Origin of the sequence: Rhodococcus sp. D-6, from assembly GCF_040256695.1 — a bacterium.
Lineage (GTDB): Bacteria > Actinomycetota > Actinomycetes > Mycobacteriales > Mycobacteriaceae > Rhodococcus > Rhodococcus pyridinivorans.
The window spans coordinates 3,528,704-3,547,617 of record NZ_CP132970.1 but is presented as its reverse complement, the minus strand read 5'-3'; the positions used below and the strand labels follow the sequence as shown (position 1 = coordinate 3,547,617).

Below are 18,914 nucleotides of genomic sequence, written 5' to 3'. Positions count from 1 at the left end.
TCCGCGTCGTTCGCGGGTGTCGCGGGACGGACCGTCACTCGTCCGTCGAAGTGTTCGATTCGTCCGTCCCGTTCGCTTCTCCGGGGGCTCCGGGATAGCGAACCGGCCATGCGAGATGGGTCATCCGCCGCCGGCCGCGAAGCTGCACCTCGTCGCCGAGTTCCCAGTGGCTGCGCTCCTCGTCGTCCGCGAAGTACAACGCGCTCGACGACGCGAGAACCCTACTCGGACGCAGTTTCGCCAGCTCGGTCAGGCGCGAGGCCTCGTTGACCGGGTCGCCGATCACCGTGTACTCGAAGCGCTCCGCCGCGCCGATGTTGCCGGCCACCGCGAGTCCCGCCGACACGCCGATCCCGACATCGAGTCCGGTGATCTCGTCCAGAGCGAAACGCAGTTCGCGGGCCGCCGCGAGCGCCGCCGTGGGGGCGTCCGGCCGGTCGAGGGGAGCGCCGAAGATCACCAATGCCGCGTCGCCCATGAACTTGTTGACGAAGCCGTGATGATGGTCGACCACCTCGACGACGACACGGAAGAACTCGTTGAGCAGTTCGACGACCTCGCTCGGTGGGCGCTCGGCGGCCGTCGCCGTCGAACCCACCATGTCGACGAACAGCACCGCGACGTAGCGCGTCTCACCACCGAGCTCGGTGCCGTACTGCAGGGCCCGGCGCGCGACGTCCTCACCGACGTGCTGACCGAACAACTCCCGCAGACGCCGGCGTTCGTCGGACTCGGCCATCATGCGGTTGAAGCCGACCTGTAGGCGTCCGATCTCACTGCCGTCGAACACCTCGACCTGCACTCCCGAGGCGCCGCGCTGCACGCGTTCGATCGCCCAGCGCAACTGCTTGATCGGGTCGGAGATCTGCGCCGACGTCAGCAGCGACAACACGAGCGCGAGACCGATCGACGTCACCGCGAGGGCGAGCACGGACAGGGCGAGCGCGTCGGCGTCGAAGTCGGTGTTGGCGCTCAACTGCGTCACGCACAGCAGCACGATCCCGGCGACCGGCATGAGCGTGCCCAGGCCCCAGGTCATGGCCAGGCGCGTGCCGACGCCGGGAGCCATCGTCCGGTCGAAGTTCCCCTCGCTCAGCGCCCGCGCGGCGACCGGCCGCAGGATGCGTTCACCGAGCATGTAGGTGAAACCGAAGGTGCTGGTCGCGGCCATCGCGACGGTGACCGAGACCGCCACCGCGAGCGACGGCATCTCCTCGGCGGTGAGGAAGACGAAGAGCACGCCGCCGAGCAACCACAGACCGAGGTGCACGATCGCCTGTCGCAGCGGGGCGTGCAGGGCCGCCATCTGTTCGGCCCGGGTGGGCGGGCCGCCGCGGAGCTGCCACCGGACGACAGAGCGCAGCGTGATCGCTGCGGCGCCGAGGCTCACGATGCCGGCGAAGACCAGGTACACCGCGAAGACCGCGAAGTTGCGGACCCGATCCGCGATGATGGCGTCGGTCTCGGCGATGGGGATGCCGTACCGGACGAAGGCGAACACGAGCATCGCACCGAACAGGTTCGACGCGCCCATGGAGACCATGTAGAGCGGCCAACGACTCCGCAAGGTGGCGGCGACAGCTCGGTACGACCTCAGCACGACTTCAAATCAAACCACTGTGCGGACGGTCACAGGATGGGGCGGTCACTGTTGGAGGCGCGGAGTGGTTGGATTCACTCGCCCCACCTACTGTGACGAAAGGTGCGAAACGTACACATGAGGCCGCCTCCGACCGGTCCCGACGCGGATGCACCCCTGTGGCGGGCCGCCCAGGTCTTCCGGCTCGTGACCGTCGCATATGCGGTGGGATCGCAGTTCTCGACCGTCGTGAACTACACCCGTCCGGGCTTGTCGTGGTTCTTCACCGGGGTACTCGTGACGTGGTCGCTCGTCTCGGCGGTGTTGCTCTCCCGCGAGGCACGACTGCGCCGCACGGTCACCGTGGTGGACCAGATCCTCGCCGTCGCGTTGATGGCGGCGACCCGATTGGTCGCCGACCACGACTGGTACAGCAACCACCAGACCATGCCCACCACGCTGTGGGTCGCCAACGCCGTGCTGTCGGCCGCGATCCTCGGCGGTCCGCTCACGGGCATCGGCTCGGCGCTGCTGATGTCCGTCGTCAGCGCGGTGGTGCGCGACCAGATCAACCTCGACCTGTGGCGCGACGCGACGGCGCCGGTGCTCGTCGCGTGCGGTGTGGCAATGGGTTTCGCCACCACCACCGCGCGCAGTGCGCACCGGCAACTCGAGCAGGCCGTGCGCGTGGCAGCGGCCACCGAGGAACGGGACCGGCTCGCCCGGCAGGTGCACGACGGCGTGCTGCAGGTGCTCGCGCTCGTGCAGCGGCGCGGACTCGAGCTGGGCGGTGATGCGACGGAACTCGCCGAGTTGGCCCGCGAACAGGAGACCGCGCTGCGGCAGCTGATCTCCGAACAGGACACCGACGTCGACCGCGGCGGTGAGCATGCCGACCTCACCGCCCTCGTCCGGGCCAGGGCCGGGACCGGTGCGACGGTGTCCGCTCCCGCCGGCCCGATCATGATCCCGCGGGATCGAGCGGAGGAACTCGCGGCGCTCACGACAGCGGCGCTGTCGAACACGCAACTGCACGCCGGCGCCGGTGCCGCCGCCTACATCCTCCTCGAGGATCTCGGCGACGAGATCGTACTCAGCATCCGGGACGACGGCGTCGGGATCGAACCGGGCAGACTCGACGAAGCTCGCGAACAGGGACGCATGGGGGTGTCCAAGTCGATCGTCGGGCGAGCGGAATGGCTCGGCGGCGTCGCACTGCTCGACAGCGATGTAGGCGAAGGAACCGAATGGGAGATCCGGGTACCGAAGGGGAATGAGTGGCCGAGATCAGCGCGGAAACACACGAGAACAGCACAGAGGAACGCAGCACCGTCAGCGTGATGGTGGTCGACGACCACCCGATCTGGCGCAACGCCGTCGGACGTGACCTCGAGGAGGCCGGGTTCACCGTCGTCGCCGAGGCCGACGGTGTCGCGAGCGCCGCGCGCCGTGCCGCCGTCGTCCGCCCCGACGTCGTGCTCATGGACATGGCGATGCCCGACGGCACCGGCACGGAGGCGACCCGCGCGGTCCTCGAGGTCTCCCCGGACAGCCGGGTGCTGGTCCTGTCGGCGTCCTCCGAACGCGACGACGTCCTCGGCGCGGTCAAGGCGGGCGCGTCCGGCTATCTCGTGAAGAGCGCCTCGGTGCACGAACTCGTCGACGCCGTCCTCGCGACCGCGCGGGGACAGGCCGTCTTCACCCCCGGACTGGCCGGGCTCGTGCTCGGCGAGTACCGCCGGATGTCGAACGACGTCGCCGACCGGAGACCCCCACCGACCCTGACCGGCCGGGAGACCGAAGTGTTGCGTCTCGTCGCGAAAGGGTTGTCGGCGAAACAGATCGCAGCGCGACTGACGCTCAGCCACCGCACGGTGGAGAACCACGTCCAAGCGGCGCTACGCAAACTGCAGCTCGCCAACCGCGTCGAACTCACCCGCTACGTCATCGAACAGGGCCTCGAATAGCGCCCCGCACAGTGGCTCCGACGACTTCGGAGGCATACCGTTCGTCCCGTTAAGCTCAGGGCATGGAACCGAAGGATCTGCGGGTGTCGGACGCCGAGCGCGAGCACGTCGGCGAACTTCTGCAGCGGGCGGTCGGGCAGGGAATGCTCTCGCTCGGGGAGTTCACCGAACGGATGGACACCGTCCTCGCGGCCAAGACCCGAGGCGACCTGAACCAGGTGCTCGTCGACCTGCCCGGTATCCAGATCCGGCCCGAGTTCCAGGAGCAGAATCTGCCGGGCATGTCGCAGGCGCACTATCCGGCGCCGAGTGCGGCCGGCTACCCCGCGCCGAGTGCAGCTGCTTTCCCCGCGACCGGCCAGGGCGCTCCTCTCGTGATCAAGGGCCGCGTCTCCGGCATCGAACGCAAGGGTCGCTGGCACGTGCCGCCCGCCGTCGTTCTCGACACCGTCGCGTCCTCCGTGACCCTCGATTTCACCGAAGCGGTGATGCAGACGCAGGTCGTGCGGATCGACGTGAGCGACTACCTCAGCTCGATCAACATCGTGCTCCCCGCCGAGGCCACGGCCGACGTCAACGGCGTCGAGAACGTCGCGTCGAGCGTGTCGTCGAAGGTGCGCGGCGGAGCGCCGTACGGACCGCTGCACGTCGTGGTGACAGGCAAGGTCCGCGGCGGGAGCTTCAACGTCACCCATCCGCTGTCCACGCGGCTGCGGAAGTTCTTCAACGGCAGCTGACCCCGGAAACACCCGAGGCGACCCGCTCTGCGGGTCGCCTCGAGTTCGTTCGTCAGATCAGTCGCGACGCTGCCGGGCGATCAGCTCACTGACGCTGATCGAACGGCCGCTGTCGGGACCGTGGCGTCCACGCCTCCGCGACTCCGCGTCGTTCTGCTCCGGCTGCGATTCGTCCGCTTGCGCTTCCGGCCGCTCGCCGGCCGGGCGGGGCGGCTGCTCCGGACCACGGGACCGGGAGGGCAGAGGCGGACGGGGACCGTTCTGTGTCGGCGGCTGCATGCCCTGCGTCGGCGGCTGCTGAGTGCCCGGCACGGGCGGTCGGGCAGGTCCCTGCGCCGGAGGTCGCTGGGCCTCCGAGGTCGGGGGACGTTGCGAGTCCGGCGCCGAGGGGCGCGGTGCGTCGGAAGTGGGCCTCGGTCGCTGGGCCGAAGACTCCCCGCCGGGCGACGTACGGCGCAACTGCGACAGCCAGTTCTCGATCGCCTGCGGATCCCGTCCACGACCGGTGCCGGGTTCGCTCGGACGCGGAGCCGGGGCACCGGGCAGAGCTTCCGCATCGCCCGGGACAGCGGGCGGTCGGATGAAGGACTGCGGCAGCGGCGGCGGAACCTCCCCGCGCTGACGGCGGGGGAGCGGAGGCACCGACGACGGCGACGACGGGTCGGACGCACCGCGCTGTGTGGCATCGAGCGCACCGCGCTGTGTGGCATCGAGCGCACCGCGCTGTGTCTGATCGAGCGCACCGCGCTGTGTCTGATCGAGCGCACCGCGCTGTGTCTGATCGAGCGCACCGCGCTGCGTGACATCGCGCTGCGGCATCTCGGGGGCACGACGTTCGGGCTTCTCCGGGACACCCTTCTCCGTGCCTCCGAGCCCCGGAAGAGCCGAGCCGTTGCGCTCGTCCACCGGCGGCCGACCCTCCGGGCGACGACGCGGCTCCGGGATCGGACGCGACGGACGCCCCGGACCCGTACCGGGCTGCACCGGACGGCTCGCCGGCATCGGACGCCCGGCTGCGGGCGGCACCCGTTCGCCGTTCCGCGGAGCAGCAGCAGGGGGACGACCGGACGCGGGCGTGGCCGGACGGACCGGGGGGCGGCCCGGGGCCTGCCGTCGCACCGGCGGCGGCGTGAGATCGCGGAGCTTGCGCTGTTCGGCGGCCGGCCTCGGCGGAGCGATCTTGGGCAGCGGCTGCGTGAGGTCGGAGCCGCCCTCGAAGGCACCTGCCGGGAAGCGGTGCGCGCCCGTGGCCGCGACCGTCGCCGGCCCGAACATGCCGACGGTGATGAGTTCGGGAACGTCCTCGGGCATCAGTTCGTCGGCGAGGATCGGCTCGCCCAAGCCGATCTTCTCCTGGATCCGCTTCATCCACGCCGGAGCCCACCAGCAGTCGTCGCCGAGCAGTTTCATCACGGCGGGCACGAGGAACATGCGGATGACGGTCGCGTCGATGATCAGCGCGGCGATCATGCCGAACGCGATGTACTTCATCATCACCAGCTCCGAGAACCCGAAGGCACCGGTGACGACGATGAGGATCAGGGCGGCCGCGGTGATGATGCGACCGGTGTGGGCGGTACCGATACGGATCGACTCGGTGGTGCTCGCCCCCATCGATCTCGCCTCGACCATTCTGGAGAGCAGGAACACCTCGTAGTCGGTCGACAGGCCGTACACGATCGCGATGATCAGCACGAGCACCGGCGACATGATCGGCCCCGGGGTGAAGTTGAGCAGGTCGGCGCCGTTGCCGTCGATGAAGATCCAGGTGAGGATGCCCAGCGTCGAGCCGAGACCCAGGGCGCTCATCAACACGGCCTTGACCGGCAGCACGAGCGAGCCGAACGCCAGGAACATCAGCAACGTCGTCAACAGCACGACGACCACGACCATCAGCGGCAGGGTCTCGAGCAGGGCCCCGATGGAGTCCTGCTCGATCGCCGGGGTGCCGCCGACGAGCACTTCGACACCCTCGGGCCATTCGGCTGCGTGCAGGTACTCGACGGTGTCGGCGGACTCGTTGCGGTCGGTCAGACCGGCCTTGAGCACACGGACGCCGTCCTTCGCGGGGCCGGTGATCTGGAACTTCTCGACGAGGCCGGGAGCTTCGCTGGCCGTCGTGATGATCTTGTTGAGGTCGCCGCCCTCGGCGCCGCGGACCACGAGCTTGACCGGCTCGGCGCGCTGGCCGGGGAACAGTTCGTCGAAGGTCTCCTGCGCGACGCGCGTGGGGTGCTCGGGCGGCAGGTAGGTCTCGTTGATGCCGCCGAACTTGATGCCGGTCAGCGGCATGATGAGCAGCAGCAGGCCGATGACCGTCGGGATGGTCACCTTCATCGGGTTGACCATCACCCAGCGGCACAGGCGGCCGAGGAAACTGTTCTCGACCTGCTCGTTCGACTGGATCTGCCCGAAGCGTTTCATGCCGAACTTGTCGATGCGCCTGCCGAGGATGCTCAGGATGGCGGGCAGGATCGTGATCGACAACAGGGCAGCCAGTGAGACCGCCGAGATCGCGCCGTAGGCGACCGACTTGAGGAAGCCCTGCGGGAACAGCACGAGACCACCGAGGCTGGTGACGACCATCGTCGCCGAGAACACCACCGTGCGACCTGCGGTGACGACGGTGCGTCGCACCGCCGCCGGGGTGTCGTAACCCTCGGCGAGTTCCTCACGGAACCGCGACACCATGAACAGGCCGTAGTCGATCGCCAGGCCCAGGCCGATCAGTGAGACGACCGGTGCGACGAACGAGTTGACCTCGGTGAAGTTGGTGATCAACCGGACGATGCCGTTCGCCGCGACGATCGTGAGACCACCGGTGATCAGCGGGAGAGCGGCCGCGACGACGCCACCGAAGACGAAGAACAACAGGATGCCGACGGCCGGGATCGCGAGGATCTCCATGCGCTTGATGTCGTTGGCCATCGTGTCGTTCAGTGCGCCGGAGATCGGCTGCAGACCGGCGAGCTGCACGTCGACGCCGTCGATGTAGAAGGCGTCCTTGATCTCGCGGAAGTTGCCGGTCAGCTCCGTGTCGTCCTCGCCGGCGATCGCGACCGACGCGATCGCGTGCTGACGCGACGGATCGGCCAGCGACGGCAGCGACGGCGCGTCGTCGGTGGGCCAGTACGCACCGTTGATCTTGAGGATTTCGTCGGGATGCTCGGCGACCAGCGAGTTCAGGCTGTCGGTGACCTTCGCCGCGAACTCGGGATCGTCGACCGTGCTGCCCTCGGGTGCTGTGTACAGCACCAGCACGTCGCCCGCGGTGTCGCGGCCGAAGGTGCCGTCGGCGAGCTTGGCAGCGGCGACGGACTCCGAACCGGGATCGTCCCAGCCGCTCTGGCTGAGGTGATCGTTCAGGCTCAGCCCGTACCCGGCGAGCGCGAGCAACCCCGCGACCATCACCGCAATGACGGTGAAGCGCGCGCGGTAGACGAGCTCTCCCCAACGGTCGAACACGTAAGTCTCCTATTCGGCGACGCTCTTGCGCCCCACCAGGAGAGCAGAAAGCGGTCGGAACGGCTGCAGCCAGGCACCCTCGTCGGGCAGCGATTCCAGGCTGACGCGGGGCAGCGGTTCGCGGAACACACCGGGAATGTCCTCGAGATCGAGGAACTGGATGATCTCGGAGGTCACCGCCCAGCTGGCGTGCTCGCGGAAACCGAGCACCTGGGTCGCGATGCCCTCCTGTGCGAGCCGCTCGAGGGGTTCACGGAACGCCTGCCCGTCGGCGGAGGCCACCATGACACCCGCGAGACCTTCCCGGTGCCTCAGCTCGATGTGGTCCAGCATGTCGGAGTCGACATCGCTGTCCTCGTCGATCTTCGGCTTGGCGAACACCGCGAAGCCCACATTACGCAAGGCCTCGACCCAGGGGCGGACGACGTCCGCGCTGCCGGGGGCGATATTGGTGAACACCGTGGCTTCGGGTTCGAGGGTCGCGGAGTGCAGACGCGACAGTTCGGCGGTGCGTCCGAGCAGCCACCGGCCGAGAGCGTCGAAGCGCGGGCGGTAGGCCGCGGTGGGCCGGCCGCCGAGGATCGCGCCGAGGCCCATGTCGAGGTTGGGTGCGTCCCAGACGAGCAGGACCTTTCGGACCGGCTCGACACCGTCGATCGCGGAGGGGTCGGTCACGCCGGGAAGCTCTTCATGGACACTCATGCTCCGATCTTCCCCCAGACGAACTCGTTGATAGCGCTACCCACCTGGTGTGCCTTGTCCTCGAACTTGGTGACGGGGCGTTCGAGGCTGATCGGGCAGGTGCCGGTGAAGCGGGCGAGGCGCGGTTCGGCATCGCCCACCTCGGCGATGGCCTCGGCGTAATCGGCGTGGTCGGTGGCCACGTGCAGCACTCCACCGGGCTTCAATCGGTCGGCGATCAGGGCGAACGTCGGGGCCTGCAGGAGTCGGCGCTTGTGGTGGCGGGCCTTGGGCCACGGATCCGGGAAGAACACCCGCACGCCGGTGAGTGACGCGGTGGTCAGCATCTTCTCGAGCACCTCGACGGCGTCGCCGCGCAGGATCCGCAGGTTCCGGATCGGCGCGTCGGTGTTGCAGCTGCGTTCGATGTTCTGCAGTGTCTGGGCGATGCCGGGCTTGTAGACCTCCACGGCGATGAGGTTCACCTCGGGCTCGGCTTGGGCCATAGCGACCGCGGCGGTTCCTGTTCCGGATCCGATCTCGAGGACGAGGGGCGCGGAGCGACCGAACCAGGCGTCGACGTCGAGCGGTTCGTCGCCGACTTCCTTGCCGAGTTCGGGCCAACGACGGTCCCAGCACTGCTGCTGGGGGTCGGTCAGCGATCCACGGCGGGACCGGAAACTCGTCACCCTGGGGTATAGGCGGTTCCCGCGGGTCGGGCGCTCCTCGAGCGTCTCGGTGGTGTGCTGATCGGCTTCGTTCACCGGTCCATTGTCGCGTATTCCGAGAGTGTGTGGCGGGAGTGACCTGAGTGGCCACAGTGTTTTCTCAGGGAAGCATTCGTTCGGCTGCCTGTCAGCGATCTCTCTGCGACAATTTCCGCCGACGATCGGGGGATCATGACGGGGGAGTTGTGGCACCACCTCGCCGCGCAGGTCGAACAACTGGATGCGCAGGTAGGGCGGTTGATTCGCAGGGCGCTGACCGAGCATACGGCCGCGCTGCGGGTGCAGGTCGCGGGGCGGGCCGGGACCGGCCGGGAGAGCGTCGAAACGCAGGTACGCGAACTGCTGCTCCGCAGGGTCGATATCGAGGGTGGGCAGGTAGACGCGGCCGTGGGCGGAGTGGCAGTGGACACGCCGGACGGTCCCGACCCGGTCCTCGACGGTGACGTCGTCGTCTACGTCGTGCCGCGTCGTCTCGACCCGGCCGTCGCCCATCCGGCCGACCGCGCCGCGCTGACGGCCGTGGATCCTTGTCGCCTCGTCCTCGTGGTGACGGGTGGGACGGATGACAGCGAGTGCGCTCTCGTCGCGCGTGCGACGGGGGTGCCGCCGGATCAGGTGGTCGCGGTCCGCGATGAGGAACTGCTCGGGGAACGGCTCGCCGCGCGTGCGGTCGTGGCGCGCCGCCTACGTGACGAGGAGCTCGCCCGGGTCGTGGCGGGTGTCCCGGCGGCACCGCAGGTGCGCGAACTCGTCGAACAGACACTCGACCTGGTCGGGCTGGACCCGATGGAGTCCGTCGCCGCGGGACTACGGTGACACCGCCGAGCGGACTCGTGGATCCGGCCGACGACGTCCTGCGCCGATGGAACCCGCGCGGATGGATGGGACTGCACCGGCCGGCCGCGACCGGCGTGCGGGTCGTCGGAGTGCCCGGTTCCGGCGCCGGCACGCTGGCAGCGGAGCTACGACCTCTGGGCGGGCTGGACATCACGGACGATGGCCGCGCCGTCACCCTCGTGGTGTTCGACCCGTCGGCGACGATCGGCCGCACCGAACTCGACCTCGTCCGCTCGGCGGCAGCCGAGTCGATCGAGGTCGTCTGCGCACTGACGGGCATCGACCGCTTTCCCGACTGGCGTGCGGTCCGCGACGCCGACGTCGAGATCCTGCAGCGGCACGCATCCTGGCTGCCGAGGGTCGTGGTCCTGCCCGTGAGCGCCGCGGCCGCTCGGCGGGCACGCGAACTCGAGGACGACGCGAGCGAGGCGGTCCGGCAGACCCTGCTCACCGCGTCCGGACTCGTCGAACTGCGGGACGTCCTGGCCGCCACGGTCCGGTCGTCGCACGACCCGCGACGAGCACGCGCCGCGGTCGTCGCCGCCACCCGGCCGATGATCGAGGAGGAGATCGGACGACTGAGCGCGGAGGACGAGGAAGGGGGCCTGCGTGCGGAGCGCTCCCGCCTCACCGCCGCAGCACCACCCGCGACCTCCGGCCCCGACCTGCGCCGGCTGCAGGTGACGCTGTTGCAGGAGGTCGCGATGCGCGTGCGGGCGGCGTCCACCGCCGCGGGCGAGGTGCTCGAGACCGCGGACGCGGATGCGGTGGTCACGACGATCGACACCCACGTCGACGACCTGTGTGCGCGGCTCACCGACGAGACGGCCCGGATCGCACCGGGCACTCCGGCGCCGGAACCCACGCGCACGGCCCGCCCACCGCAGACCGCGCGGTCGATGGAGGACACGCTGACGGTGGTCTTCGGTGCGTCGGCAGGCGCGGGTCTCGGCAGACTGCTCCTCACCCCGTTCGGGGACCTGCCGGGCTGGATGTCGCTGGTGGTCGCGATCGCGTGCGCGGTTCCGGCCGCCGGATGGCTGATGCGGATCCGTAGGCGAATCGCCTACCGCGACCGGATGCGGCGGTGGATCGCCGACGAGCTCGCGACCGTACGGGCGGAACTCGACACCTGGATCCGCACCCGCATCCACGAGACGGAACTGCAGTCCACCGCGCTCGCGGTCGCTGCGCGCGACCGGCACGCGACCCGCGTGCGGGAACGCGTCGCCGCGATCGACGCGGAGATCACCCGTCGCCGGGGCGAGCGGCGTGCCCGCACCGCCGCGTGCGAACGCGACCTGGCGGCACTCGGACACATCCCGGAACCGCAAGGTGCCGGGGTGCGTCCAACCGGATAGGAGCGATCCGGCGCGTGCCGGGTCGGAAAGGGGAGACGATGGCCGAATTCGCCGGCTCGGGTGGCACACCCCAGCCGTTCACCGATCCCTTCGATCCGTCCGGGTTCGATCCGTCCGAGTTGGCCGCCTGGGCCGACGAGCTCGCCCCGACGACCGACCTCGACGGTGACGGCGCCGCCGAGACGGTCGTCGCCGATACCGAGCACTGGGGAGTCGGTGGCGACTGGGGCGACGGTCTGGTGGTGGCCACCGACACCGATCTCGACGGCAGCAGCGATCGCCTCTCGGTGATCGCGGACGACGGCCGTTACGGCGTGTGGGAATACTGTCGCGAGCTCGACGGATCGGGTCGGTGGAGTCGACTGGACACAGGTAGCCTTGAATACGACGTACACCACGGAGAAGAGTCGAAGTGATTCATATCCGGCTGCGCAGCAGGGGGAGGGGACGGTATTGTGCGCAAGTTCTGAATCGTTTCTGTGAGATTTCCGACCGGCCCCGAGTGACGCCGGTCGGCATTCCGACGTTAACCTCTATGAAAAGGACATCCGGCGCCTACTTCGCCTGTTCGGCCACGGACGAAGTAGGTGGTACCCCTGCCGAGAGGGGCAAGCCCGGGTCTGCCCTCGTCCGCACAGAAGAACGTGCAGGTCGGAGGTGGGATCCCGGTTCCGGGCACACCCCAGGAGAGTTTTGATGACCTCAGCGACCATTCCCGGTTTGAACGGTACCGACGACAAGCTCCCGACCCAGCATGCCGAGTTGCTTGCCTGGGTCCAGGAGATTGCCGAGCTCACCCAGCCCGATCGTGTCGTATGGGCCGACGGATCCGATGAGGAATGGGACCGTCTGACCTCTCAGCTGGTCGAGGCAGGCACCTTCACGCGTCTGAACGACGAGAAGAAGCCGAACTCGTTCCTGGCCAATTCCGATCCGTCGGACGTCGCACGCGTCGAGTCGCGCACCTTCATCTGCTCGAAGAACGAGATCGACGCGGGCCCGACCAACAACTGGGTCGACCCCGACGAGATGCGTGCCACGATGACCGAGCTGTACCGCGGCAGCATGCGCGGACGCACCCTCTTCGTCGTGCCCTTCTGCATGGGCCCGCTCGGAGCCGAGGACCCGAAGCTCGGCGTCGAGCTGACCGACTCGGAGTACGTCGTCGTCTCGATGCGCATCATGACCCGCATGGGCAGCGCGGCTCTCGAGAAGCTCGGCACCGACCGTCCGTTCGTCAAGGCGCTGCACTCCGTGGGTGCGCCGCTCGAGGCCGGTCAGCAGGATGTCCCGTGGCCGTGCAACGACACGAAGTACATCACCCACTTCCCCGAGACCCGTGAGATCTGGAGCTTCGGCTCCGGCTACGGCGGCAACGCCCTGCTCGGCAAGAAGTGCTACTCGCTGCGCATCGCGTCGGCCATGGCGCACGACGAGGGCTGGCTGGCCGAGCACATGCTGATCCTCAAGCTGATCTCGCCCGAGGAGAAGGCCTACTACATCGCCGCGGCGTTCCCGTCGGCCTGTGGCAAGACCAACCTCGCGATGATCCAGCCGACCATTCCGGGCTGGCGTGCCGAGACCCTCGGCGACGACATCGCGTGGATGCGTTTCGGCAAGGACGGCCGCCTCTACGCCGTGAACCCCGAGTTCGGCTTCTTCGGCGTCGCGCCGGGCACCAGCGCCGACTCGAACCCGAACGCGATGGCGACCATCGAGGCCGGCAACACCATCTACACCAACGTCGCGAAGACCGACGACGGCGACATCTGGTGGGAGGGCATCGGCGGCGAGACCCCGGCGCACCTCACCGACTGGCTGGGCAACGACTGGACCCCCGAGTCCGGCACCAACGCCGCGCACCCGAACTCGCGTTACTGCACCCCGATGTCGCAGTGCCCGATCCTCGCCCCCGAGTGGGACGACCCGCAGGGTGTGCCGATCTCCGCGATCCTGTTCGGTGGCCGCCGCAAGACGACGGTGCCCCTCGTCAGCGAGTCCTTCGACTGGCAGCACGGCACCTTCCTCGGCGCGACCCTGTCGTCCGAGCAGACCGCCGCGGCAGAGGGCAAGGTCGGTAGCGTCCGTCGCGACCCGATGGCGATGCTGCCCTTCCTCGGCTACAACGCCGGCGACTACCTGAACCACTGGATCACGCTCGGCAAGAACGCCGACGAGGACAAGCTGCCGAAGATCTTCTACGTCAACTGGTTCCGTCGCGGCGACGACGGCCGCTTCCTGTGGCCCGGCTTCGGCGAGAACTCGCGCGTGCTCAAGTGGATCGTCGACCGCATCGAGCACAAGGCCGGCGCGCAGTCCACGCCGATCGGCTACGTGCCCAGCGCCGCCGACCTCACGCTCGACGGTCTCGATGTCGATCCCGCCGACGTCGACGAGGCCCTGAAGGTCGACGTCGAGGAGTGGAAGTCCGAGATCGACGGCATCGCCGAGTGGTTCGAGTTCCTCGGTGAGAAGGTGCCCTCGGGCATCCGCGACGAGTTCGAGGCCCTCAAGCAGCGCCTCGGCTGAGTCCGTACACGACGACGAATGCCGTTCCCGGTTTCCCGGGGGCGGCATTCGCCGTCTGTGGGGTGAAATCCGGGAAATCGTTCACAGCGGACATCTCGGTTGTGCCACGCCGACCGGTGACGTAGTTCGACGATGCACTGCAACTACTTCCGTCGGCGAGCGGGTCGTCTCGTGCGTGGTTCGAGTCGTATCGGTCGGAAGTGTGCGGCACTGGTGGGGGCGACGGCGCTGGCCTGGGCGCTCCTGGCGGCGCCCGCCACCGCACAGAGCGAAGAGCAACTTCGTCGGCGGACGTCGTTCTTGGCGAGAAGACCACGGTGGCAGCGGCTTACGCGCTGGCAGTTGCCCCGGTACTCGGAACTTCCCCGAACGGCCCCGCCGCCGAGGCGCGGCGGCCTCCGGGTTCCGTGGGGTGTGGTCGTCGACGGCAACGACAACATCTGGGTTGCGAACTTCGCCGGCCGGGCCGTCTCCCAGTTCTGCGGCAGCAGGGCAGTCGCCTGCCGTCCCGGAACCGCCACGGGCGCACCGATCTCCCCGGACGTCACCGGCTACGGACTCGACGGCCTCGTGCGCAACACCGGCATCACGATCGACCAGACCGGGAACGTGTGGGTGGCGAACAGTTGGAAGCAGATCCCGATCCAGACCAATCCCGGCGGCTCCGAGATGGTGGCCTTCGTCGGGGCCGCCGCGCCAGTGACGCCCTGAGCGTCACGCGTTCTGCGTTGCCGCCCACTCGTCGAGCCGTCGCTTCGCTTCCTCCGCGGGCACGTTCTCGACCCGCGTCATCACGGCCCACCGATGACCGAACGGATCGAGGATCGACGCGAACCGGTCGCCGGTGACGAAGGTCGACGGTTCCTCGAACACCCGGGCACCGAGGGCGACGGCCCGCGCGAACACGGCGTCGGCGTCCGCGCAGTACAGCACGTACGAATGGTCGACGTCGTTCGTTCCACTCGGTGCGTGCAGGCCGATGCCGGGATGGGGATCGCTCAATTGCAGTCGGCCGTTGTCGAAGTCGAGCTCTGCGTGCATCACCGTCCCGTCGGGGCCGTCCATCCGCTCGACGACGGTCGCTCCGAACGCGTCGCAGTAGAAGTCGATCGCGCGGGAGGCACCGTCGACGACGAGGAAGGGGGTGAGGGAGGTGTATCCCTCGGGGATGGGGTTCACCGAATTCGTCATGGCGCCAGTGTCGGACGCCGACCGTGCGCTCGTATTGAAGAAATCCGACCGGTGACGACCTAGGGGCGGAAGACCGCGCGCAGGCAGTCGTCCTCCTTGTTCTTGAACATCTCGTAGCCGCGTACCGCGTCGGTGAGCGGAAGGTCGTGCGTCATGAGCCAACTCGGGTCCAACCTGCTCTCGAGGACGTGTTCGAACAGGGTGGGCATGTACCGCTGGCCATGTTGCTGCGCCGTCCGCAGGGTCAAGCTCTTGTTCGTCAGCACCGCCATCGGGAACTTGTCGGTGACACCGTAGATGCCGAGCACCGACACGACTCCGCCCTTGCCGCAGGACAGGATCGCCTCGCGCAGGGAGGTCGCGCGGTCGCTCTCCATCCGCAGCGCCTGCTTGACCTTGTCGTAGGCCTGCATGACGCCGGTTCCGTGACCCTCCATGCCCACAGCGTCGATGCAGGCGTCCGGTCCGCGTCCGCCGGTGCTCTCGCGGAGCGTCTCGTAGACGCTGTCGACCTCGGCGTAGTCCACGGTTTCGGCGCCGACCTTCTTCGCGGCGCGGTCGAGGCGGTCTCGGAAACGGTCGATCACGATCACCCTGTCGGCGCCCATGATCTTCGCGCTTGCCGCGGCCATGAGACCGACGGCGCCGGCGCCCCAGACCGCCACGGTGTCGCCCGGGGTGATGTCGCAGAAGTCGGCGCCCATGTAGCCCGTCGGTACCGCGTCCGACAGGAACAGGGCCTGTTCGTCGCCGACACCGTCGGGGATCTGGAAGCAGTTGACGTCGCCGAAGGGCACGCGGATGTACTCGGCGTGCGAACCCTGGTACCCGCCGAAGGGATGGGTGTAGCCGTAGATTCCGCCGGTGGGATAGCCCAGCACGGGTTGCTGCATCGCGGCGTTCGGGTTGGTGGTGTCGCACACCGCGTGCAGGCCGTCGGCGCAGTACGGGCACTTCCCGCATCCGATGAACGACGGCACGACCACCCGGTCGCCGACCCGCACGTTCGTCACCTCCGGGCCGGTGTCGACGATCTCGCCCATGAACTCGTGGCCGATCACGTCGCCCTCCCGCATCCCCGGCAGGTACCCGCCGAGGAAGTGCAGATCGGACCCGCAGGTCGTGGTGAGGCGGACCGCCACGATCACGTCGTGAGGGTTGACCAGGCCGGGATCGTCGACCGTCTCCACCGACAACTCGTTCACCCCCATCCAGCACAGGGCTCGCATCACGCGTCTCCTTCCGATTCACGGGCACTCGGACTGCCCTGCAGGGTGGGGATCTCACCGGTCTGCATGAGAGCCCGCGCACGGTAGAGCGCAGTGAAGGTCAGGGCGCCGGTGACGAGATCGGGGACGGGAACCTCGGCGCGCAGGGTCATCTCGGTGCCGCCCCGGGGCGCGTCGGACACTGCGAGCACTACGCGCGGACCCGGGGTGTCCGCGTCGTCCTCGCCGACGAACGCGAGTCCTTCCGAGGTGACGTCGACGCGGGTGTCCCAGGTCGTCGTCCCACCGGGGCTCTCCCAGGTCCAGCGCAGCCGGTTCGCTTCGACCGTCTCCACCCGGACGTGGTCGCCGAAGACTCTGCTCAGGTTCTCGGGATCGCGCCAGAACTGCATGACCTGTGCGCGCGGAGCCGCGACGGTCACCGTCTGCGGTTTCCGAGCGTCGACGGGCCGGTCGACGGCGCGCCGGACGAATCCGCCCACCGAGCGACCGGCGTCGTCGATCGCCCTGTTCGCGTTCTCCACGACTCGACTCGCGTTCTGCACGACTCTGTTGAAGTCGACCACGGTCGTCTCCTTGCTCGGATGCTCGGGTCGGTGTCCGGTACTCGGTACTCGGTACTCGGTGTTCGGTGTTCGGTGGAGTCAGGGTTTTCCGCGTTTCGGCGTCTGTTCGGCGACACCGTGCCGTAGCGGGGGGTGATCGTCCACTGTGCTTCGTCGAGTGCACGGATCCTCGGCGCGAGCGTGCCCGGCGCCAGTTCGTCGTAATCGGGGACGGGAAGATCGTGACGACTCATATGGTCGGCTACCCGTGCTCGGTGGCCGGGCAAACCCGGTCGAGCCGGTCCGAAATCTCGCGGGGCACGAACCCGTCGAGGCCGGGCCGGGCGACGACACGCCGACTCGCCGGGGAATAACGACGGCGTACGGATACGTTCGTACATCGATGGGCCCGCCGAGTCGTCCGATGACGGCGAAATGGTGCAATAGACCGAGACCGCGACCCGAGCCGCCGTGTGTGGCCATGAGGAGGATCGAGCATGAGCAGGATCTACGACAACGTCACCGAGCTGGTCGGACGGACCCCGATCGTCAAGCTCAACCGCCTGACCGAGGGAGCCGGCGCCACCGTCGCCGCGAAGCTCGAGTTCTACAACCCGGCCAACAGCGTCAAGGACCGCATCGGTGTCGCGATCGTCGACGCCGCCGAGAAGTCCGGTGAGCTGAAGCCCGGCGGCACCATCGTCGAGGGCACCTCCGGCAACACCGGTATCGCGCTCGCCATGGTCGGCGCTGCGCGCGGCTACAAGGTCATCCTCACGATGCCCGAGACGATGTCGACCGAGCGTCGCGTGATGCTCCGCGCCTACGGCGCCGAGATCGTCCTCACCCCCGGCTCCGAGGGCATGAAGGGTGCCGTCGCGAAGGCCGAGGAGATCGTCGCGAACACCGAGAATGCCATCCTGGCCCGCCAGTTCGGCAACCCGGCCAACCCGGAGATCCACGAGCGCACCACCGGTGAAGAGGTCTGGAACGACACCGACGGTGCCGTCGACATCTTCGTCGCGGGCATCGGCACGGGTGGCACGCTCACCGGTGTCGGCCGCACCCTCAAGGACCGCAAGCCCGACGTGAAGGTCGTCGGTGTCGAGCCCGCCGACTCGCCGATCCTCACCGGCGGTGAGCCCGGCCCCCACAAGATCCAGGGCATCGGCGCGAACTTCGTGCCCGAGGTCCTCGACCGCGAGATCTACGATGAGATCGTCGACGTGAAGTTCGACGACGCCATCGAGGTCGCCCGCCGCCTGGGCACCGACGAGGGCATCCTCGGAGGCATCTCGGCCGGCGCCAACGTGTGGGCCGCACTCGAGATCGCGAAGCGTCCGGAGAACGTCGGCAAGCTGATCGTCGTCGTCGTTCCCGACTTCGGCGAGCGCTACATCTCCACCCCGCTCTTCGAGCACATCCGGGACTGATCGCCGTCGTGGGTATCCTGCACACTCTCCGGGAGGATCTGCAGTCGGCGCGCGGCCACGATCCGGCCGCGCGCAGCGACGCGGAGAACGCCATCGTCTATTCGGGGCTGCACGCGATCTGGTCGCACCGCATCGCGAACCGGATGTGGCAGGTGCCCGCCCTGAAGGGACCTGCGCGGATCCTCGCGCAGTTCACCCGGTTCCTCACCGGCATCGAGATCCACCCCGGCGCGACCATCGGCCGGCGCTTCTTCATCGACCACGGCATGGGCGTGGTCATCGGTGAGACGGCCGAGATCGGCGACGATGTGATGCTCTACCACGGCGTGACGCTCGGCGGCCGGTCGCTGGCGAAGGAAAAGCGTCATCCGACGCTGGGCAACCGGGTCACCGTCGGGGCGGGGGCGAAGATCCTCGGCCCGGTGGTGATCGGGGACGACAGCGCGATCGGCGCCAACGCCGTGGTCACCCACGACGTGCCGGCGGATTCGATCGCAACGGGTATCCCCGCGACCGTCCGGTCCCGCAAGAAGCACGAACCGCTCGTGGATCCGACGACGTACATCGATCCCGCGATGTACATCTGAGGTCGCGTCCTCCCGAAACACGAAAGAGGGGAGGATCTGTGCGAG

At 68.6% G+C, this 18,914-nt stretch carries 17 protein-coding genes; 10 read left to right on the top strand and 7 right to left on the bottom strand.

The window, feature by feature from the left end:
* Positions 1-34: 34 nt before the first annotated feature.
* On the bottom strand, positions 35-1,543 hold the full coding sequence (locus RBB84_RS16475; RefSeq protein WP_019290866.1) for an adenylate/guanylate cyclase domain-containing protein: 1,509 nt from the start codon (positions 1,541-1,543) through the stop codon (positions 35-37).
* Between the two features lie 174 nt (positions 1,544-1,717).
* On the opposite strand from RBB84_RS16475, the gene RBB84_RS16470 reads away from it, so the two are divergent.
* The 3 genes from RBB84_RS16470 (at position 1,718) to RBB84_RS16460 (ending at position 4,283) form a co-directional block, all read left to right on the top strand.
* Entirely contained in the window at positions 1,718-2,920 is a 1,203-nt protein-coding gene (locus RBB84_RS16470; protein WP_024102063.1) for a DUF5931 domain-containing protein, read from the top strand.
* Positions 2,920-3,546, top strand: a complete 627-nt coding sequence (locus RBB84_RS16465) for a response regulator transcription factor (protein ID WP_006552702.1) — start codon at positions 2,920-2,922, stop codon at positions 3,544-3,546. Before RBB84_RS16470 ends, RBB84_RS16465 begins: the two co-directional genes overlap by 1 nt.
* A gap of 62 nt (positions 3,547-3,608) precedes the next feature.
* A complete protein-coding gene (locus RBB84_RS16460; RefSeq protein ID WP_006552701.1) occupies positions 3,609-4,283 on the top strand; it encodes a DUF1707 domain-containing protein in 675 nt (224 codons plus the stop codon).
* A 57-nt stretch (positions 4,284-4,340) separates the two neighbouring features.
* Here the strand turns inward: RBB84_RS16460 and RBB84_RS16455 are convergent, their stop codons facing one another.
* Genes RBB84_RS16455 through trmB form a run of 3 tightly spaced genes read right to left on the bottom strand, consistent with a single transcriptional unit; the run spans position 4,341 to position 9,193 of the window.
* Entirely contained in the window at positions 4,341-7,748 is a 3,408-nt protein-coding gene (locus RBB84_RS16455; protein WP_350246289.1) for an MMPL family transporter, read from the bottom strand.
* A 9-nt stretch (positions 7,749-7,757) separates the two neighbouring features.
* Positions 7,758-8,450, bottom strand: coding sequence for an NYN domain-containing protein (locus tag RBB84_RS16450; protein WP_006552699.1), 693 nt, complete (start codon positions 8,448-8,450; stop codon positions 7,758-7,760).
* Positions 8,447-9,193 carry a tRNA (guanosine(46)-N7)-methyltransferase TrmB gene (trmB, locus tag RBB84_RS16445; protein WP_082921007.1) on the bottom strand — a complete coding sequence of 249 codons (747 nt, stop codon included), beginning with the start codon at positions 9,191-9,193 and terminating at the stop codon, positions 8,447-8,449. The genes RBB84_RS16450 and trmB overlap by 4 nt, the downstream gene beginning before the upstream one ends.
* Positions 9,194-9,328: 135 nt before the next feature.
* Between trmB and RBB84_RS16440 the strand changes: the two genes are divergently transcribed.
* The 5 genes from RBB84_RS16440 (at position 9,329) to RBB84_RS16420 (ending at position 14,595) form a co-directional block, all read left to right on the top strand.
* A complete protein-coding gene (locus tag RBB84_RS16440; protein ID WP_064256133.1) occupies positions 9,329-9,973 on the top strand; it encodes a hypothetical protein in 645 nt (214 codons plus the stop codon).
* A complete protein-coding gene (locus RBB84_RS16435; RefSeq protein ID WP_064256134.1) occupies positions 9,970-11,355 on the top strand; it encodes a hypothetical protein in 1,386 nt (461 codons plus the stop codon). The genes RBB84_RS16440 and RBB84_RS16435 overlap by 4 nt, the downstream gene beginning before the upstream one ends.
* A 38-nt stretch (positions 11,356-11,393) precedes the next feature.
* Positions 11,394-11,771, top strand: a complete 378-nt coding sequence (locus tag RBB84_RS16430) for a DUF6802 family protein (RefSeq protein ID WP_006552695.1) — start codon at positions 11,394-11,396, stop codon at positions 11,769-11,771.
* Positions 11,772-12,051: 280 nt separating this feature from the next.
* The gene (locus RBB84_RS16425) at positions 12,052-13,884 is read left to right on the top strand and encodes a phosphoenolpyruvate carboxykinase (GTP) (protein ID WP_006552694.1); all 1,833 of its coding nucleotides are present in this window, start codon (positions 12,052-12,054) and stop codon (positions 13,882-13,884) included.
* Positions 13,885-14,226: 342 nt separating this feature from the next.
* Positions 14,227-14,595, top strand: coding sequence for a hypothetical protein (locus RBB84_RS16420; protein WP_231911996.1), 369 nt, complete (start codon positions 14,227-14,229; stop codon positions 14,593-14,595).
* Between the two features lie 3 nt (positions 14,596-14,598).
* On the opposite strand, the gene RBB84_RS16415 is transcribed toward RBB84_RS16420, so the two are convergent.
* The 3 genes from RBB84_RS16415 to RBB84_RS16405 are packed head-to-tail and all read right to left on the bottom strand — an operon-like array spanning position 14,599 to position 16,870.
* Positions 14,599-15,075, bottom strand: coding sequence for a VOC family protein (locus RBB84_RS16415; protein WP_019290872.1), 477 nt, complete (start codon positions 15,073-15,075; stop codon positions 14,599-14,601).
* 59 nt (positions 15,076-15,134) lie between these two features.
* Entirely contained in the window at positions 15,135-16,304 is a 1,170-nt protein-coding gene (locus RBB84_RS16410) for a zinc-dependent alcohol dehydrogenase (RefSeq protein ID WP_033096319.1), read from the bottom strand.
* Positions 16,304-16,870 (bottom strand): SRPBCC family protein, encoded by a 567-nt coding sequence (locus RBB84_RS16405; RefSeq protein WP_019290874.1) that lies wholly within the window; start codon positions 16,868-16,870, stop codon positions 16,304-16,306. The genes RBB84_RS16410 and RBB84_RS16405 overlap by 1 nt, the downstream gene beginning before the upstream one ends.
* Positions 16,871-17,346: 476 nt before the next feature.
* Here RBB84_RS16405 and cysK point away from each other — a divergent pair, with 476 nt between their 5' ends.
* Positions 17,347-18,282: a cysteine synthase A gene (gene cysK, locus RBB84_RS16400; protein ID WP_024102055.1), complete on the top strand. Its 936-nt coding sequence runs from the start codon at positions 17,347-17,349 to the stop codon at positions 18,280-18,282.
* A gap of 8 nt (positions 18,283-18,290) precedes the next feature.
* The gene (gene epsC / locus RBB84_RS16395; RefSeq protein WP_024102054.1) at positions 18,291-18,869 is read left to right on the top strand and encodes a serine O-acetyltransferase EpsC; all 579 of its coding nucleotides are present in this window, start codon (positions 18,291-18,293) and stop codon (positions 18,867-18,869) included.
* Positions 18,870-18,914 lie beyond the last annotated feature (45 nt).

Excerpts from the sequence above, each read along its gene's own strand:
- RBB84_RS16430 (WP_006552695.1), top strand. The coding sequence starts at position 11,394 with ATGGCCGAATTCGCCGGCTCGGGTGGCACACCCCAGCCGTTCACCGAT.
- cysK (WP_024102055.1), top strand. The coding sequence starts at position 17,347 with ATGAGCAGGATCTACGACAACGTCACCGAGCTGGTCGGACGGACCCCG.
- RBB84_RS16470 (WP_024102063.1), top strand. The coding sequence starts at position 1,718 with ATGAGGCCGCCTCCGACCGGTCCCGACGCGGATGCACCCCTGTGGCGG.
- RBB84_RS16450 (WP_006552699.1), bottom strand. The coding sequence starts at position 8,450 with ATGAGTGTCCATGAAGAGCTTCCCGGCGTGACCGACCCCTCCGCGATC.
- RBB84_RS16425 (WP_006552694.1), top strand. The coding sequence starts at position 12,052 with ATGACCTCAGCGACCATTCCCGGTTTGAACGGTACCGACGACAAGCTC.
- RBB84_RS16440 (WP_064256133.1), top strand. The coding sequence starts at position 9,329 with ATGACGGGGGAGTTGTGGCACCACCTCGCCGCGCAGGTCGAACAACTG.
- RBB84_RS16460 (WP_006552701.1), top strand. The coding sequence starts at position 3,609 with ATGGAACCGAAGGATCTGCGGGTGTCGGACGCCGAGCGCGAGCACGTC.
- RBB84_RS16475 (WP_019290866.1), bottom strand. The coding sequence starts at position 1,543 with ATGGTCTCCATGGGCGCGTCGAACCTGTTCGGTGCGATGCTCGTGTTC.
- RBB84_RS16465 (WP_006552702.1), top strand. The coding sequence starts at position 2,920 with ATGGTGGTCGACGACCACCCGATCTGGCGCAACGCCGTCGGACGTGAC.
- RBB84_RS16415 (WP_019290872.1), bottom strand. The coding sequence starts at position 15,075 with ATGACGAATTCGGTGAACCCCATCCCCGAGGGATACACCTCCCTCACC.
- RBB84_RS16410 (WP_033096319.1), bottom strand. The coding sequence starts at position 16,304 with ATGCGAGCCCTGTGCTGGATGGGGGTGAACGAGTTGTCGGTGGAGACG.